Origin of the sequence: Streptomyces sp. CRCS-T-1 (assembly GCF_024442335.1) — a bacterium.
GTDB lineage: Bacteria > Actinomycetota > Actinomycetes > Streptomycetales > Streptomycetaceae > Streptomyces > Streptomyces koelreuteriae.
In genome coordinates, this window is sequence record NZ_CP101651.1 from 6,275,469 (window position 1) to 6,290,927 (window position 15,459).

A 15,459-nucleotide genomic window follows, 5' to 3' on the forward strand; every position below is an offset into this window, starting at 1 on the left:
GTGACGTGTAGGTCGGCGCCTACTGGAAAGCGGGGCGCTCCGGATCCAGCGCGGCCCTTCCCTCCGTCGGTGACGACGCCTCCGCGAAATGCCGCCGCGGAATGCGCCCGGCCCGGTACGCCAGCCGCCCCGCCTCCACGGCATGCCGCATCGCGTCGGCCATCAGGACCGGCTCCTGCGCCCGTGTCACCGCCGAGGCGAGCATCACACCCGCGCAGCCCAGCTCCATCGCCAGCGCCGCGTCCGACGCCGTACCCGCCCCGGCGTCCAGGATCACCGGCACGCGCGCGTGCTCGGTGATCAGCTGGAAGTTGTGCGGGTTGCGGATGCCGAGACCGGAGCCGATCGGCGAGCCGAGCGGCATGATCGCCGCGCAGCCGGCGTCCTCCAGCTTCCGCGCCAGCACGGGGTCGTCATTGGTGTACGGCAGCACCGTGAACCCGTCGTCGACCAGCGTCTCGGCCGCCTCCAGCGTCTCGATCGGGTCCGGCAGCAGCGTCCGCTCGTCGGCGATGACCTCCAGCTTGACCAGGTCGGTGCCGAGGGCCTCGCGCGCGAGACGGGCCGTGAGGACGGCCTCTCCGGCGGTGAAACAGCCCGCCGTGTTGGGCAGCACCCGGATGCCGAGCCGGTCCAGGACGGACAGCACGGAACCGTGCACCGAGGGGTTCACCCGGCGCATCGCGACCGTCGTCAGCTCCGTCCCGGACGCCACCAGCGAACGCTCCAGCACATCGAGGCTGGGCGCCCCGCCCGTACCCATGATCAGGCGGGACGTGAAGGACGTACCACCGAGGACAAACGGATCGTCGGCCATGGTCAGCCTCCTTGGACGGCGGTGAGGACTTCCACGCGGTCACCCTCGGCGAGGGCCGTGGAGGGCCACCGGGTGCGCGGGACGACGGTTTCGTTGAGGGCGGCTGCCACTCCGGAGGGCGAGGTGGTGAGCGACCTCACGACGGTGTCGAGAGCCGTGCCGGGCCGGACGTCCCGGGGCTCCCCGTTGACGGAGATGTTCATACGGGCTGCTCCGTGAGTGCGGTGGCGGTACTGAAGCGCTTCGGGGTGAAGGGGCGTGCTTCTTCGGGCAGTTCGCCCGTCGTCAGGGCGTGCGCCATGGCGTCGCCGGTCACCGGGGTGAGCAGGACACCGTTGCGATAGTGCCCCGTGGCCAGCAGCAGTCCCTCCAGGCCGGTCGGGCCGAGCAGCGGCGCGTTGTCGGGGGAGCCGGGCCGCAGTCCGGCCCGGGTCTCGGTGAACGGCAGCTCGGTGATGCCGGGGACCAGCTCGTGCGCGTCGCGCAGCAGCTCGTACACGCCGCCCGCGGTCACGGTGGTGTCCCAGCCCGTCTCCTCGCTGGTCGCCCCGATGACCAGCTCGCCGCTCTCGCGCGGCACCAGGTAGACATGGCTGCCGCGCACCACCGCGCGCACGGTCCGGCTGAGGAACGGCCCGTGCCGCCCCGGCATGGTCAGCCGTACGACCTGCCCCTTCACCGGCCGCACGGGAGGCAGCACGTCCTCGAGGACGCCCGCGAGCCGTCCGCTGAGGCTGCCCCCGGCCAGCACCACCTGCCCGGCGTCCAGCGCGGTCCCGTCGGCCGTGACGACGCCCGCGGCCCGCTCCCGTACGACGGTGAGCCGCTCCGCCCATGCCCGGTGGAAGACCACACCCGCCCGCTCGCACGCCGTCACCAGCGCCGCGGACAGCCGCCGCGGGTCGATCTGGTGGTCGCCGTCGACCCGCAGCCCGCCGCGCACGCCGGGCGCGAGCATCGGCTCCAGGCGACGGCACTCGCGCCCCGACAGCCACTGCGAGTCCAGGCCGGACTGCTGCTGCAGGGCGTGCAGTTCACGCAGATGGGCCCGGTCGTCGGCGTCCAGGGCCACGGCGAGGGTGCCGCAGCGGCGGTAGCCGAGGTCGTGGCCCGTGAGGTCGGTGAGCTCCGCCGCGAAGTCCGGGTAGCGCCGGGCGGAGGCGAGGTTCAGACCGAGCAGGGTCTGCTCGCCGTAGTGCAGCTCCGTGACGGCGGCCAGCATGCCGGCCGCCACCTGCGCGGCCCCGCCGCCCGGCTCGGGGTCCACCACGGCCGTGGCGAGCCCGCGTTGTGCGGCCCGCCACGCGGTGACCAGGCCGATGATGCCGCCCCCGATGACGAGGACGTCTGAGGTTCGCGTACGCGACATGGGCGTCCAGCCCCTCCCTTCGCCGGCATGACCCGGATCAGGTTCGTACGGTCGGAGGCCGCCAGCCTCCCTCTCAGCCCGGTGCGTCCGGGCTCCCGCGAGTGCTCTACGTTGGCCACCCTAGCCCGATGCCGTATGTCGCAGTAAGGGAGCCTCCGTCCATGGCCCGATCCCTCGACGGTCTTCTCCTCGCCCCGGTCGCCGACCAGGCGCCGGGCCAGGTGGGGACCCGCACCCGGTTCACGTACCACGAGAAGGACGGCGAGATCTGGGCCGAGTACACGGGCGGCGACGTCGTACGCGGCCATCTCGTGGGTACCCGGGAAGATGACCGGCTGGACTTCCGCTACGTACAACTCAAGCAGGACGGAACCACGTCCTCGGGGCACTGTGTGTCGACGGTCGTGGAACTGCCCGACGGGCGGGTGCGGCTGGAGGAGACGTGGGAGTGGGAGTCCCAGCAGGGCAGCGGGACGAGCGTTGTGGAGCAGGTCACTGCGCATGAGCACTGACTGACAAAACGTCAGGTGTCTATGGTGATCAGGTGAGCGAGCAGACGCAGGAACCAGGTCCGTCCGCGCCGCGGCGCGTGGTCGTGGCGGGTGCGGGCATGGCCGGTGTGCAGACCGCGGTCGCCTTGCGGGAGCAGGGCTTCACCGGCACCGTGACCCTCATCGGCGCCGAGCCCCATCAGCCCTACGACCGGCCCCCGTTGTCCAAGGCCGTCCTGCTCGGCAAGGCCGAGGGCTCCGCCTTCGACCTCGACTTCGAGGCCCTCGGCATCGAACTGCGACTCGGCTGCGAGGTGCTGGGCCTGCGCCCCGGCGACCATGAGCTGGACACCGAGGACGGGCCCGTGCCCTACGACGCCCTCGTCGTCGCGACCGGCGCCGAACCGGTCCGGCTGCCCGGCGCGGAGGGCGTGCCGGGCGTGCATCTGCTGCGCACCCTCGACGACGCCGAGCGGCTGCGGCCCGTGCTGGCCCGCAAGCACGACATCGTGGTCGTCGGCGCCGGCTGGATCGGCGCCGAGTTCGCCACGGCCGCGCGCGAGGCCGGTTGCGCGGTGACCGTCGTGGAGGCCGCCGAGCGGCCGCTCGCCGGGGCACTGCCCGCCGAGGTCGCCGCCCCGATGGCCGGCTGGTACGCCGACGCGGGTGCGGTCCTGCGCACCCACGCGCGCGTGGAGCGCGTCGAGCCCGGGACGGTGCTCCTCGACGACGGCACACGGCTGCCCGCGGGCGCGGTCGTGGTCGGCATCGGCGCCCGCCCCGCGACGGCGTGGCTGGCCGGTTCCGGAGTGGAGCTCGGTCCCCAGGGCGAGATCATCTCCGACCAGCACCTGCGGACCTCGGCGCCGGACGTGTACGCCGTCGGCGACTGCGCCTCCTTCCCCTCGGGCCGGTACGGCGAGCGCCTGCTGGTGCACCACTGGGACAACGCCCTCCAGGGGCCGCGCACGGTGGCCCTGAACATCGTCGGCCTGGCCTCGGGGGAGGCACCGGCGGTGTACGACCCGGTGCCGTACTTCTGGTCCGAGCAGTTCGGGCGTTTCGTGCAGTACGCCGGGCATCACGCGGGCGCCGACACGACCCTGTGGCGGGGCGACCCGACCGGGCCGGCCTGGACGGTGTGCTGGCTCCGCGGTGACCGGCTGGTGGCGCTGCTGGCGGTGGGCCGTCCCCGGGACCTGGCGCAGGGGCGGCGCCTGATCGAGTCCGGCGCCGCCATGAATCCGGTGCTGCTGGAGGACCCGGCCAGGCCACTGAAGGCGGCGACGGCGTAGCTTTCGGGGAGCCCGTGGCCGGTCCGGGCGGGCCGGGCTGACTTCCGACTGTCAGTGGGGGATGGCAGGCTGGTTTCCGTGACCGAGATTGACGCAAAGATCGATGCTCTCGTCCCCGCCTGGCTCACCCTCCCCGACATCGCCGAACAGTTCGATGTCGAGGTGACGCGTGTGCGGCAGCTGGTCAAGGACGGCCAGCTCATCGCCGTACGCCGAGGTGAGAACCGCGCGCTGCACGTCCCCGCCGCCTTCATCGACGGGGACAAGGTCGTCAAGGGCCTGTCCGGGACCTTGACGCTCCTGCGGGACGACGGCTTCACGGACGAGGAGATGCTGGAGTGGCTCTTCACCCCCGACCCGAGCCTGCCCGGCACCCCGGCGCAGGCCCTGAGTGAGAATCGCGGCACGGAGGTGAAGCGCCGCGCCCAGGCGCTGGCGGTCTGACCCGGCCTGGACCGAAACGCCGTCCGGTGCCGTGCGAGCGGGGCCGGACCTGAACCACTGCCCGGAGCGCGGGCCGCGGCCCCCGGGGCCACGGCCCCGGGGCGGCTCGCGCCCGTTCGGGGCGTGGGCCGCCGCCCGCCTGCCATCGGCGGCGTGGCCTCGCCGCCCTGCCGGCACCGGCACGGGGCGCTCCGGCGCCCCGGTCGCGCCCCGAACGCCACCGACACCGACACCCAGGGGGACACGCATGCCCGACACCGCCACCACCGCACGGGCTCGGCTCGCCGACGCCCGGGTCTACCTCTGCACCGACGCCCGTAAGCGGCAGGGCGATCTCGTCGAGTTCCTCGACGCCGCGCTGGCCGGCGGGGTCGACATCGTGCAGTTGCGGGACAAGGGCATGGAGGCGGGCGAGGAGCTGGAGCATCTGGCCGTCTTCGCCGACGCCTGCGCCCGGCACGGCAAGCTCCTCGCGGTGAACGACCGCGCCGACATCGCCCACGCCGCCGCCTCCGACGTGCTGCACCTCGGCCAGGGCGACCTCCCGGTCCCCGCTGCCCGCGCGATCCTCGGCGAGGACGTCCTGATCGGCCGCTCCACGCACGCCGAGTCCGAGGCCGCCGCTGCCGCCGCACAGGACGGCGTGGACTACTTCTGCACCGGCCCGTGCTGGCCCACCCCCACCAAGCCCGGCCGCCACGCCCCCGGCCTGGACCTCGTCCGGTACACCGCCGCCCTCGGCACCGACCGCCCCTGGTTCGCCATTGGCGGCATCGACCTCGGCAACCTCGACCAGATCCTGGAAGCGGGCGCCCGGCGGGTCGTCGTCGTACGGGCGATCACCGAGGCCGACGACCCCGGCGCGGCGGCGGCCGAGTTCGCCAAGCGGCTGCGGGAGAAGTAGTACGCCGGTGGGCCGGTTGTCCAAGGGGTGGACAACAAGTACACAAATCGGTCAAATATCGATGCCCGGTTGGGGGACCGACCGCCCCTGGCTAACCTGCCGGTATGGCCCTCGGCACCGCATCCATCAGGTCGGACCACGCCCGCACCGTCCGCGACATGCTCGCGACAGGAAAGACGACGTACTCGTTCGAGTTCTACGCGCCCAAGACCCCGAAGGGCGAGCGGAACCTGTGGAACGCGCTCCGCCGGGTCGAGGCGGTGGCGCCCGACTTCGTCTCCGTGACCTACGGCGCGGGCGGTTCCACCCGCGCGGGCACGGTCAAGGCGACCGAGGCGATCGCCTCCGACACCACCCTCACCCCGATCGCGCACCTCACCGCCGTCGACCACTCCGTCGCCGACCTGCGCAACATCATCGGCCAGTACGCCGACGCCGGGATCCGCAACATGCTCGCCCTGCGCGGCGACCCGCCCGGCGACCCGATGGGCGACTGGGTGCCGCACCCCCGCGGCCTCGCCTACGCCGCCGAGCTCGTCGAGCTGATCAAGGCCTCCGGTGACTTCTGCGTGGGAGTCGCCGCCTTCCCCGCGATGCACCCCCGCTCCAGCGACTGGGACACCGACGTCCGCCACTTCGTCGACAAGTGCCGCGCGGGCGCGGACTACGCGATCACGCAGATGTTCTTCCAGCCGGAGGACTATCTGCGGCTGCGTGACCGGGTCGCGGCCGCCGGCTGCGACACCCCGGTCATCCCCGAGATCATGCCGATCACCAGCGTGAAGTCGCTGGCGCGGATCCCGTCCCTCACCAACGCCGTCTTCCCGGACGCCCTGAAAGAGCGGATCCTCACAGCAAAAGACGATCCGGCCGCTGTACGCTCCATTGGGATCGAATTCGCCACGGAGTTCTGCGCGCGGCTGCTCGCCGAGGGAGTGCCCGGCTTGCACTTCATCACGCTCAACAACTCCACGGCGACTCTGGAAATCTACGAGAACCTGGGCCTGCACCACCCATCGCAGGCCTAGACCGTTCGCACCGGTATACGACACACTGCGTAGCGGCCACTGGGAGAGGGGCGTACATGGGCTGGGCGGTCCTCTACATCGCGTTCGGCGTCGTCGCGCTGTGGCTGCTGGGCGAGGTGCTGTTGCAGTACAAGGCGCGGCTGCGCTGGCGACTGCTGGCCTTCGGCGGCTTCCTCGGCGTCGTCGTCGGTGTCCTGATCCCGTCGGTCGTCGTGATCGGACTGGGCGCGGCCGCCTTCGCGGTCGGGCAGACCTACGTCACCCTGTCGTTCCGCAGCGGCTTCGCGGCCGGCTGGGCGATGAACGCCCCGATCCTGGGCGGCGGCAAGCGCGGCCGCGGTGAGCGGGGCCGCCAGGAGCCGACCCTCGAGGTCTCCGGCCTGGAGTCGGCGGAGGGCGACGAGGGCGGCGAGCGCGGCGACTACCGCCGTGACGCGGCCTCCTACGCGCAGGGCGACGACTACGACCGCGACGACGTCTTCACCCCCGCGCGTCCCCTCCAGTCGACGGCCGCCGACGGTGCCGCCGTCTACGAGCCGCAGCCCATCCCGGACGACACCGGCTCCTACGGCGTCTACGGCGACACCGGCTACCCGCAGCAGGGCTCGACCCACGACCAGTACGCCGCCACGGCCCAGGGCACCGACCAGTCCTACGCCTACGACTACTCGGGCTACGGCCAGCAGCAGGGCTACGACACCACCGGCCAGCAGCAGTACGCGGCCTACTCCGACCCGTACGTCGGCAACGGGACCTACGGCGGCGGAACCTCGTACGACACCGGCTACGGCGACCAGCAGTACTACGGCCAGCAGCAGGGCTACGGCCAGGACCAGTACGCCGGCACCTACGGCGGCGAGTCCCCGCCCGGCGGTGTGTGGGTCCCGCAGCAGCGCACCGACGAGTACGGGCAGGAGCTGCCGCCGGAGCAGCCGTACCCGTACCAGGACAACGGGCAGCAGCAGCCGCAGGGCAACGGCTTCGACGAGCAGTACCGTTTCTGAAGGCTGAACCCCGCCGGGGGCGGCGGGCTCACTGGGAGCCCCGGAACCCCGGCCCCTCCACGATCAGTCCCGCGACCAGCGCGCCCGACATGCCCGCGTGCGGCAGTCCGCCGCCGGGGTGCGCCCAGCCGCCGACGGTGAACAGTCCGGGCACGCGCGTGCCGTTGGACGGATGCAGCAGCCGCCCGTCGGCCGCCGCCAGTGCCTGCACCGGCACCGCCCCGCCCTCCGCGCCGGTCGCCCCGGCGATGTCGGCCGGGGTGCGCACCTCGTGCCAGAGGAGACGCTCGCGCAGGTCGGGTATGGCCCGTTCGGCGACGCCGATCATGGTGTCGGCGAGGTCGTCGTAGGACATGGCGGGTTCGTCGGGCCGGGCGGGCACCACCGTCGTCAGGGTGACCGCCTCGTGGTCCCGGTCCGGGACCAGTGCCGGGTCGTCGGGCCGCAGGATCGTGACCGTGGGCCGCGCGTGCGACGGAGTCGTGCCGAACAGGGCGTCCAGCTCGGCCTCCCGGTCCGCCGTGTGCACCACCGTGCGGTGTGCCGTGTCCTCGGGGCGGGCGCCGCGCAGGCCCAGCAGCAGCGTGAGCCGACTGGCCGAGGCGGGCTGCGGCGGCACCTCCCCGTCGCCCCGCACCGCGGTGCCCGCCGTCAGCCGCTCCAGCACGCCGGGTGCGACACCGGCGATCACGAAGTCCGCCTCGGCGACCGTCCCGTCGGCGAGCTCCACCCCGGATGCCCGCCCGTCCTTCTCCAGCACCCCGGTCACATCGGCGCCGAAGCGGAACTCGACCTTTCTGGCCACGCACCGCTCGTACACCGCCCGCGCCAGCTCGCGCAGGCCACCGCGCACGTACCAGACGCCGAAGGCGTGCTCCATGTACGGCAGTACGGCCGCGCTCGCCGGGGTGGCGCGGGGGTCCAGGCCCTGGGCGAGGGCGTGGCTCTCCAGCAGGGCGGTGAGCCGGGGGTCGCGCAGCTCCCAGGCGCCGATCTCGGCGAGGGTGCCGGCCCGGCGGGTGCGCACCAGCCGCTTGTGGGGCACCGCGGGGTAGGGCTCGCGCTCGGCCAGCACCTGCCAGTTCGGCCACAGCGGCTCCTCCAGGAGCGGGCGGCGGGTGCGGTCCCAGGCCTCGCGGGCCCGGACCAGGAAGTCGCCCCACCGCTGCCCGGCGCCCGGGCCGAGGCCCTCGTCCAGGGCGGTGACGACACCCGCGCGCGAGGCGTTCGGCAGCGACACACAGGTGCCGTCCGCGAACACATGCCGGGACGAGGGATCGACCTGGACCAGGTCGACGCACGCCTCCAGCGGCTCCTTGCCGGTCTTGAGGAACAGATCGCGGTAGACCGCCGGGAGCGGGAGCAGGCCGGGGCCCGTGTCGAAGGAGAACCCGTCACGCTCGAAGCGGCGCAGGGCCCCGCCGTATGTGTCCGTCCGCTCGTACACCGCCACCCGGTGGCCCGCGACGGCCAGCCGGGCGGCAGCCGTCAGCGCGCCCATCCCGGCGCCGATCACCGCAATCCGTGCCATGCCATGGACTCTATCGGCCCCCACCGACAGCGCCTTCTGGTGCCGTGTGCGCAGGGCTGAGTACCCGTACCTAGCCGGGGAGTTGAGTACGCGCGCGGATGGGGCGGGCCCGGCGGGAACGAGAGAGTGGAGGCACGGAAAGGGGCACGGCTCCGGCACCGGCGACACGGGGCGCCGGAACGGGGCCGGCCCGCGATCCGCTCCTTCCGCCGGCCCTGTCGGCGGGAGCGAGACACGGGGGAGAACCGGGGGACGACCGCACGGGGGTCCTGCGGGGGACGCACGGGGGAGCAGGAAAAAGGGGGAGCAGGGAAGGCGCCGGTTCGAGGTGGCCCGCGGGGGACGCGGCCACAGCGGACCGGCGCTTTCACGTGTGCGCCGGCCGCCTCCTCAGCGGCAGCCGCTCACCCTGCCCTGGAGCAGCCGGGACAGGGCCGCGTGCACATCGTCCAGGGAGCGCTCCGCCTGGAAGGACTTCCAGTCGAGCGCGGCCACCAGGACCATGCCGACCAGCGCGGACGCCGTCAGCGGGACATCGATCTCCTCGCTGAACTCGCCGCCCGCGACGCCCTCGCGCAGGACGTCCTCCACGACCGCGACGGCCTGCTGCCTGACCACCATCAGCGTGGACTGCCAGGTCCGGTTGGTGCGCCACAGCTCGGCCACGTAGAGCTGGGTGAAGGCCGGATAGCGGTCGATGAAGACCAGACCCGCGCGGATCATCGCGTCCAGCGCGTCGACCTTGCTGCCACCCTCCCGGGCGGTCCGCTCGGCCGCCTCCTTGAGCGAGGCGGTGAGGAGGCCCACTCCGTGCCGCAGCAGTTCCTCGAAGAGTACGGACTTGCTCGCGAAGTTGTAGTAGACCGTGCCCTTCGCGACTCCGGCACGCTCGGCGATCTCGTCCACGGTCGTGGCGGAGAAGCCCTGCTCGGCGATGAGCGTGACGGCCGCCTCGTAGAGCTTCTGCCGGGTGGCCTCGCGGCGTGTGCTGCCGCCCGACGTTGCACTGCTGCTTTCCATGGCCCTGATTGTCACAGGAACCTTTCCGGGAGACGTGACGGAAGGGCTCACAGGGTCAGCTCCGGGTGCAGCCGGTCCAGCGTCCACACCTGGCGGCGCCGGGCCGCCACGGCGGTCAGCGCGAGGGCACCGGCGGTGAACGCCGTCAGCACCACGCACGCGTGCCACACCGGTTCCATACCGCCGCCCGTGATGAGCCTCCTGAGGGCCTCCACGACGTAGCTCATCGGCAGGAAGGGGTGGAGCGCGTTGAAGAAGCCGGGGCTGGTCTGCACGGGGTACGTGCCGCCCGCCGAGGTCAGCTGGAGCATCAGCACGGCGAGGACGAGGATCCGGCCCGCCGCCCCGAAGCGCGCGTTCAGCCACTGCACGATCGCCGCGAAGCACGCCGTCACCAGGAACAGGAAGCCCACCGTCCCGGCCGCCCGCGCCATCTCCAGCCCGACCGCCCAGTGCAGCACCGACATCAGGGCCACCGTCTGGAGCACCCCGATCGCCACCACCGGCAGCCAGCCGGACAGCGCGATCCGCCACGCCGAGGCGCCCGCGGCGAGCGCGCGCCGGTTCATCGGCGCGATCAGCATGTACGCCACCATGGCGCCCACCCACAGCGACAGCGGGATGAAGTACGGGGCGAAGCCGGTGCCGTAGTTGGGCGCCTTGTGCAGGTCCTGGGAGGCGAGCCGCACCGGGTCGGCCATGACCTCGGTGCGCCGGTCGCGGTCCTGCTTGTCGTAGTCGGGGATCTGCTCGGCCCCGTCGTGCAGTCCGCCGGCGAGCTTCCCGGAGCCGCCGACCAGCTTGTAGATGCCGCCGTTGAGGTCGACCGCGCCGGTCTCCAGATCGCCGACGCCTTTGTCCAGGTCGGTCGCTCCGGTCTTGGCCGAGCGGATCCCCTGGTGCAGCTTCTTCGCGCCCTTGGCGACCTCGCCCGCCCCGTCGTTCAGCTTGTTGATCTTCTTGACGGCGTCGGCGAGGTCCTCGGAGAGATGCGGCGCGCGGTCCGCGAGGGCCTGGGACTGCTTCTGCAGGGTGGCGAGGTGCTTGTCGAGCTTGGTCAGATCGCCCTTCTGGTCCGCGATCAGCGTGTCGAGGTCACCGGCGAGGGTGGCCACGCCGGCGGCCGCGTCCTTGGCCTTCTTCAGGTCGGCGCAGGCGGCGTCGGGCACCACGGGGTCGTCGCAGCGCCTGGCGTAGGTGCCGTTCAGCGTGTCCGAGGACGTACGGGCCTCCTTGGCGGCGGCCGGGGCCCGCTCCGCCAGGGCGTCCAGGTGCTTGCGGACCGCGCCGGAGGCGTCGGCCACGAACTGGGCCGTGTCGCCGATGGACTTCTCGTTGCCCTTCAGGAAGGGGGCCACCTTGCCGGCGTTCGTGTTGACCTTGTCGGCGAGACGCTGGGTGCCTTCCGCGACCTCCTTCGTGCCGTACGCGATGTCGCCCCCGCCCTTGTCGAGCTTCTTCAGGCCCGCGGACAGCTTCCCGCTGCCGTCCTTGGCGTCCTTGAGGCCGTCGGCGAGGTCCTTGGAGCCCTTCTCGGCCCTCCCGATGCCGCCCTTGAGCTTGTCGGCGCCCTTCGCGGCCTTCACGGTCTCGCCGTGGATGTCGGAGAACGAGACGAAGATCTTGTCCAGGAAGGACCGCGACGTCTTGGTGGACGCGGCCTGGCGCACCTCGCCGAACACCGACCGGGAGATCTGCCCGACGATGTAGTTGTTCGCGTCGTTGGTGCGCACCTGGAGGGCGCCGGTCTCCGGGGCCTTGCCGGAGCTGGAGGCGACCTGCTCGCTGAAGTCGCCCGGCATGGTGAGCGACAGGTAGTAGGTGCCGTCCTCGACGCCCCTGCGGGCCTCGGCGGCGCTCACCTCGCGCCAGTCGAAGGTCTTGCTGTCGCGCAGCTTCTTCGTGATGTCGTCGCCCGCCGTGACCTTCTTCCCGTCGGCGGTCGCCCCCTTGTCGTCGTTCACGAGCGCCACGGGGATGCGGTCCAGCCGGCCGTACGGGTCCCAGAACGACCACAGGTACAGCGCGCCGTACAGCAACGGCAGCACCAGCAGCGCGACCAGCGCCGCGCGCGGCAGCTTCCCCCGGCCGAAGCGGCGGAGCTCAAGCGCGGCCAGTCTCGGCGAGCGCATCGGCCTTCTCCTTGTCCTCGCTCTGATGGGTGTCCTGCGGGGTGTCCTGAGAGGTGTCCTGCGGGGTTTCCTCAGGGGCGCTCTGCCGGGTGGACACCTTGACGGCGCCCTCGGGGGCCTCGCTGCACACCGCGACGACCGTCGTCCCGGCCTCGGCGAGGGATGTGAGCAGGGCCCAGACCTCGTCCCGCTCGCCGTCCGAGAGCTTGAGGTCGGTGTCGTCGACCCCGAGCAGCCGCGGCCGGGCCACGAGGGCGAGGGCGACCGACAGCCGCAGCGCCTCCAGCCGCTCCAGATCGCGTACGGCGGTCCGGGGACCCTTGGGCAGCGCCTCCAGGTCCAGTCCGGCCGCGGTCAGCGCCGCGTCGACGCGCCGCTTCGCCTCGGCCGCCCGCTCGCCGCGGGGCCGCAGCAGCCCGCGCAGGGAGTCGCCGAACCGCCTGTGGAGCAGGGCCCGTTCGCGCAGGTGCTCGCCGACGGTGAGCGCCGGGTCGAGGTCGGTGACCCCGGGCACATGGGCCAGGGCGCTGATTCGGCGCACCGCCGACATGTGCTTGGGAAGGCCGGCGTCGCCGATGGTCGCCGTGCCCTCCGTGATCTTCATCCGGCCCGTCAGCGCGAGCAGCAGGCACGTACGGCCGGAGCCGGACGGGCCCTCGACCGCGATGAGTGATCCCGGCTCTGCGTCGACGGACATCCCGCGGAACGCCCACCCGCGCGGCCCCTTGATCCCAAGGCCCTCGGCGGCGACCCGCGCCCCTCCCGTTTGTTCCCCCACGGGGCTCCCCTGATGGTGCATGAATTTGAACTGACTGGTCAGTGCAAAAACTACTCCGAACCTGCGATCGAAGCAAAACCGCAGGTCAGAACGGATTGTCAGTGCCATACCTCACGATGGGTCACATACGGCACTCCCTGGGAGGAGCCGCCGTCACACGACGACAGGAGGTTCGTCATGGCCAGCTATCACGCAGCCGCCGCCCGCCGGCGCCGCGCCACCGGCCCTGCCCCCTCACTGACCGGCCCCGCGAGCGACGTGCACCCCGTGCTCCGCCGGGCCACGGCCCCGCCCGCCGCCCTCGACCTGCTCGCCCAGGCCCGCTCCGGTCTCGACGAGGCCACCGCCCTGGGCACTCCGAACGAGCGCTACGCGACGGCCCATCTCGCCGCCCTCCGCACCGCCGCCGCCGTCCTCGCGGCCCGGGGGAGGCCCGAGACCTCGACCCGCGCCCGGACCAAGATCAGGAGCGCCTGGGAGGTCCTCCCCGAGATCGCACCCGAACTGACCGAGTGGAGCGCGCTGTTCGCCGCCGGAGCCCGGCGCCGGGCCCGCGCCGAGGCGGGCATCGAGGGCGCGGCGAGCGTCCGGGACGCCGACGACCTGATACGGGACGTGTCGATGTTCCTCCGCCTCGTCGAGCGCATGCTCGTCCTCCAGCCGGTCCTCCCACAGCCGCGCCCGGACCGCGACCGGGACCGGAACCGGGACAGGGGCCGGGACCGGCCGGAGGATCCCGGCGTGGGGAGGGGCATGCCGGACGCCGGCTGACCGGCGGGCTGCGCCCCGGATCCACCCGGCCGGCACTGCCTCCGGTCCGGGGCGGGACCGCTCATGCGGGCCGCCGTGTCCGAGGCAATAGGGTGGGAGACGCCTGAAGTCTTCCCTCCCCGTAGCCGGGGCCGGGGGAGGCGCCCCGTTCGCTCCGCCGCGCAAGAGGCGGTGCCGCGCCGAGGAGTCAACTGCCGTGTCGGACCCGATGCGCCCGCCCGTCTCCCCTCACCACGCTGAACCGGCGTCGTCGCGCTCCGGCCCTTCCCGGTCGCGTGCCTCACTGCGTACGGCCGTGGTCTGGGAGGTCGTCCAGGACGCCCTGGAGCGCCGGGTCAAGGCCACGGGCCGGGAATCGCTGGACGTCCTCGACACCGGCGGCGGCAGCGGCAACTTCGCGGTGCCCGCCGCCCGCCTCGGCCACCGGGTCACCGTCGTCGACCCCAGCCCCAACGCGCTGTTCGCCCTGGAGCGCCGCGCCGCCGAGGCCGGCGTCGCCGACCGGGTCAAGGGCGTGCAGGGCGACGCCCACGGCCTCTTCGACGTGGCGGAGCGCGGCGGCTACGACGTGGTGCTGTGCCACGGCGTCCTGGAGTACATGGACGATCCCGCCGAGGGCGTCCGCAACGCGGTGGCCGCCCTGCGCCCGGAGGGCGTCCTGAGCCTGCTCGCCGCCGGTCTCGGGGGTGCCGTGCTCGCCCGCGCCCTCGCAGGTCACTTCAAGGAGGCCAAGCAGGCCCTCGACGACCCGAACGGCCGATGGGGCACGGGTGACCCCGTGCCGCGCCGCTTCACCGCCGAGCAGCTCACGGACCTCGTGGAGGGCGCGGGCCTGCGGGTCGGGGCCGTGCACGGCGTGCGGGTCTTCGCCGACCTCGTGCCCGGCGTCCTCGTGGACACCGAGCCCGGGGCCCTGGAAGCGCTGCTGAAGCTGGAGGAGGCCGCGGCCGAGCTGTCGGCCTTCCACTCGGTGGCCACGCAACTGCATGTGCTGGGTGAGACCGCCGGGGCCGCTGGGACCGGTGGGGCCGGCGAGACCGGTGAGGCGGCCGGGGCCTGAGCCGCTTCATGGGGTACCACCCCTGATCAGCGCCTTGACTGTGCATGGAGTACGCCACAGGCCCCCCGAATGGGGGCTTGGCGCCGTATGATCGAGGGAGACCGTTCCGGCATGACGGGTCGGCCGCCGGGGAATGGAAGCCTCAGCGAGCCGGGACGTCCATGTCGGGTACCGGTTGGTCAGTTGGCGCAGAGGGGCGGGTTTCACGGGGGCGATTCCCTGCCTATCCTGAAGAGACCCCCCGGGTCGCCCCCGGCGACTGCACGATGAGGAGGACTCCGTGCCGCTCTCGGAGCACGAGCAGCGCATGCTCGAGCAGATGGAGCGAGCGCTGTACGCCGAAGATCCCAAGTTCGCGACGGCGCTCGAGGGAAGCGGACTGCGTACGTACACCCGGCGACGGGTCTACCAGGCGGTCGCCGGCTTCCTCGTAGGTATTGCGCTCCTCATGGCCGGTATGGTCGCCAAGCAGGTCTGGCTCAGCGTCGTGGGCTTCCTCGTCATGCTGGGCTGTGCGGTGCTCGCCGTGACCGGCTGGCGCAAGGCCCCCAAGCCAGGAGAACAGGCGGCAGGCGCCGCCGGACCGCAGGCCCGCCGCCAGGGCGGCCGGCAGAAGCGCTCCATGATGGACCGCATCGAGCAGCGCTGGCAGAAGCGCCGCGACGAACAGGGCGGCCACTAGTTCCCACGGGTCTAGTCCCCACGGGACTGGTCCCCACCGCTGACGTGAATCAGGGGGTGACCACCGAGTCGGTGGTCACCCCCTGACGCATGCCGTCGACGCCGGGCGCCGCCGGGGCCCGGCGGCGCCCGGC

Annotated in this window: 16 protein-coding genes and 1 riboswitch; of the genes, 9 read left to right on the forward strand and 7 right to left on the reverse strand. The window is 72.8% G+C overall.

Annotation, left to right across the window (positions count from 1 at the left end):
- Positions 1 to 19: 19 nt before the first annotated feature.
- The 3 genes from NNW99_RS28410 to thiO all read right to left on the reverse strand — a co-directional run bounded on the left by NNW99_RS28410 (position 20) and on the right by thiO (position 2,186).
- A complete protein-coding gene (locus tag NNW99_RS28410) occupies positions 20 to 817 on the reverse strand; it encodes a thiazole synthase (RefSeq protein WP_215122009.1) in 798 nt (265 codons plus the stop codon).
- Positions 818 to 819: 2 nt separating this feature from the next.
- Entirely contained in the window at positions 820 to 1,020 is a 201-nt protein-coding gene (gene thiS / locus NNW99_RS28415; protein WP_215122010.1) for a sulfur carrier protein ThiS, read from the reverse strand.
- Positions 1,017 to 2,186, reverse strand: a complete 1,170-nt coding sequence (gene thiO / locus NNW99_RS28420) for a glycine oxidase ThiO (RefSeq protein WP_215122011.1) — start codon at positions 2,184 to 2,186, stop codon at positions 1,017 to 1,019. The genes thiS and thiO overlap by 4 nt, the downstream gene beginning before the upstream one ends.
- Positions 2,184 to 2,295: riboswitch (TPP riboswitch) on the reverse strand. (Overlaps the previous gene by 3 nt.)
- A 52-nt stretch (positions 2,296 to 2,347) precedes the next feature.
- Here thiO and NNW99_RS28425 point away from each other — a divergent pair.
- The 6 genes from NNW99_RS28425 to NNW99_RS28450 all read left to right on the forward strand — a co-directional run bounded on the left by NNW99_RS28425 (position 2,348) and on the right by NNW99_RS28450 (position 7,352).
- On the forward strand, positions 2,348 to 2,698 hold the full coding sequence (locus NNW99_RS28425; protein WP_215122012.1) for a hypothetical protein: 351 nt from the start codon (positions 2,348 to 2,350) through the stop codon (positions 2,696 to 2,698).
- Between the two features lie 32 nt (positions 2,699 to 2,730).
- Complete coding sequence (locus tag NNW99_RS28430) at positions 2,731 to 3,972, forward strand: NAD(P)/FAD-dependent oxidoreductase (protein WP_215122013.1); 1,242 nt, start codon at positions 2,731 to 2,733, stop codon at positions 3,970 to 3,972.
- Positions 3,973 to 4,050: 78 nt separating this feature from the next.
- A complete protein-coding gene (locus NNW99_RS28435; RefSeq protein WP_184596507.1) occupies positions 4,051 to 4,416 on the forward strand; it encodes an Rv2175c family DNA-binding protein in 366 nt (121 codons plus the stop codon).
- A 247-nt stretch (positions 4,417 to 4,663) separates the two neighbouring features.
- Positions 4,664 to 5,320: a thiamine phosphate synthase gene (gene thiE / locus NNW99_RS28440; RefSeq protein WP_215122014.1), complete on the forward strand. Its 657-nt coding sequence runs from the start codon at positions 4,664 to 4,666 to the stop codon at positions 5,318 to 5,320.
- 104 nt (positions 5,321 to 5,424) lie between these two features.
- Positions 5,425 to 6,348, forward strand: coding sequence for a methylenetetrahydrofolate reductase [NAD(P)H] (gene metF / locus NNW99_RS28445; protein ID WP_215122015.1), 924 nt, complete (start codon positions 5,425 to 5,427; stop codon positions 6,346 to 6,348).
- Positions 6,349 to 6,404: 56 nt separating this feature from the next.
- A complete protein-coding gene (locus NNW99_RS28450) occupies positions 6,405 to 7,352 on the forward strand; it encodes a hypothetical protein (protein ID WP_215122016.1) in 948 nt (315 codons plus the stop codon).
- Positions 7,353 to 7,380: 28 nt separating this feature from the next.
- On the opposite strand, the gene NNW99_RS28455 is transcribed toward NNW99_RS28450, so the two are convergent.
- From NNW99_RS28455 to NNW99_RS28470, 4 genes are all read right to left on the reverse strand, one after another.
- The gene (locus NNW99_RS28455) at positions 7,381 to 8,883 is read right to left on the reverse strand and encodes an NAD(P)/FAD-dependent oxidoreductase (RefSeq protein WP_215122017.1); all 1,503 of its coding nucleotides are present in this window, start codon (positions 8,881 to 8,883) and stop codon (positions 7,381 to 7,383) included.
- A gap of 390 nt (positions 8,884 to 9,273) precedes the next feature.
- The gene (locus tag NNW99_RS28460; RefSeq protein WP_215122018.1) at positions 9,274 to 9,903 is read right to left on the reverse strand and encodes a TetR/AcrR family transcriptional regulator; all 630 of its coding nucleotides are present in this window, start codon (positions 9,901 to 9,903) and stop codon (positions 9,274 to 9,276) included.
- A gap of 47 nt (positions 9,904 to 9,950) precedes the next feature.
- On the reverse strand, positions 9,951 to 12,035 hold the full coding sequence (locus NNW99_RS28465; RefSeq protein ID WP_215122019.1) for a YhgE/Pip family protein: 2,085 nt from the start codon (positions 12,033 to 12,035) through the stop codon (positions 9,951 to 9,953).
- On the reverse strand, positions 12,007 to 12,834 hold the full coding sequence (locus NNW99_RS28470; RefSeq protein ID WP_215122020.1) for an ATP-binding cassette domain-containing protein: 828 nt from the start codon (positions 12,832 to 12,834) through the stop codon (positions 12,007 to 12,009). The genes NNW99_RS28465 and NNW99_RS28470 overlap by 29 nt, the downstream gene beginning before the upstream one ends.
- Positions 12,835 to 12,990: 156 nt before the next feature.
- On the opposite strand from NNW99_RS28470, the gene NNW99_RS28475 reads away from it, so the two are divergent.
- The 3 genes from NNW99_RS28475 to NNW99_RS28485 all read left to right on the forward strand — a co-directional run bounded on the left by NNW99_RS28475 (position 12,991) and on the right by NNW99_RS28485 (position 15,326).
- A complete protein-coding gene (locus NNW99_RS28475; RefSeq protein ID WP_215122021.1) occupies positions 12,991 to 13,584 on the forward strand; it encodes an SAV_6107 family HEPN domain-containing protein in 594 nt (197 codons plus the stop codon).
- A 196-nt stretch (positions 13,585 to 13,780) separates the two neighbouring features.
- Positions 13,781 to 14,644 carry a methyltransferase gene (locus NNW99_RS28480; protein WP_215122022.1) on the forward strand — a complete coding sequence of 288 codons (864 nt, stop codon included), beginning with the start codon at positions 13,781 to 13,783 and terminating at the stop codon, positions 14,642 to 14,644.
- A gap of 280 nt (positions 14,645 to 14,924) precedes the next feature.
- Positions 14,925 to 15,326, forward strand: coding sequence for a DUF3040 domain-containing protein (locus NNW99_RS28485; protein ID WP_184596525.1), 402 nt, complete (start codon positions 14,925 to 14,927; stop codon positions 15,324 to 15,326).
- Positions 15,327 to 15,459: the final 133 nt, after the last annotated feature.

What these genes read in the sequence shown, in the direction of transcription:
- metF (WP_215122015.1), top strand. Translation starts at nt 5,425, where the DNA reads ATGGCCCTCGGCACCGCATCCATCAGGTCGGACCACGCCCGCACCGTC.
- NNW99_RS28450 (WP_215122016.1), top strand. Translation starts at nt 6,405, where the DNA reads ATGGGCTGGGCGGTCCTCTACATCGCGTTCGGCGTCGTCGCGCTGTGG.
- thiE (WP_215122014.1), top strand. Translation starts at nt 4,664, where the DNA reads ATGCCCGACACCGCCACCACCGCACGGGCTCGGCTCGCCGACGCCCGG.
- NNW99_RS28410 (WP_215122009.1), bottom strand. Translation starts at nt 817, where the DNA reads ATGGCCGACGATCCGTTTGTCCTCGGTGGTACGTCCTTCACGTCCCGC.
- NNW99_RS28460 (WP_215122018.1), bottom strand. Translation starts at nt 9,903, where the DNA reads ATGGAAAGCAGCAGTGCAACGTCGGGCGGCAGCACACGCCGCGAGGCC.
- NNW99_RS28475 (WP_215122021.1), top strand. Translation starts at nt 12,991, where the DNA reads ATGGCCAGCTATCACGCAGCCGCCGCCCGCCGGCGCCGCGCCACCGGC.
- NNW99_RS28465 (WP_215122019.1), bottom strand. Translation starts at nt 12,035, where the DNA reads ATGCGCTCGCCGAGACTGGCCGCGCTTGAGCTCCGCCGCTTCGGCCGG.
- NNW99_RS28455 (WP_215122017.1), bottom strand. Translation starts at nt 8,883, where the DNA reads ATGGCACGGATTGCGGTGATCGGCGCCGGGATGGGCGCGCTGACGGCT.
- thiS (WP_215122010.1), bottom strand. Translation starts at nt 1,020, where the DNA reads ATGAACATCTCCGTCAACGGGGAGCCCCGGGACGTCCGGCCCGGCACG.
- NNW99_RS28425 (WP_215122012.1), top strand. Translation starts at nt 2,348, where the DNA reads ATGGCCCGATCCCTCGACGGTCTTCTCCTCGCCCCGGTCGCCGACCAG.
- NNW99_RS28470 (WP_215122020.1), bottom strand. Translation starts at nt 12,834, where the DNA reads ATGCACCATCAGGGGAGCCCCGTGGGGGAACAAACGGGAGGGGCGCGG.
- thiO (WP_215122011.1), bottom strand. Translation starts at nt 2,186, where the DNA reads ATGTCGCGTACGCGAACCTCAGACGTCCTCGTCATCGGGGGCGGCATC.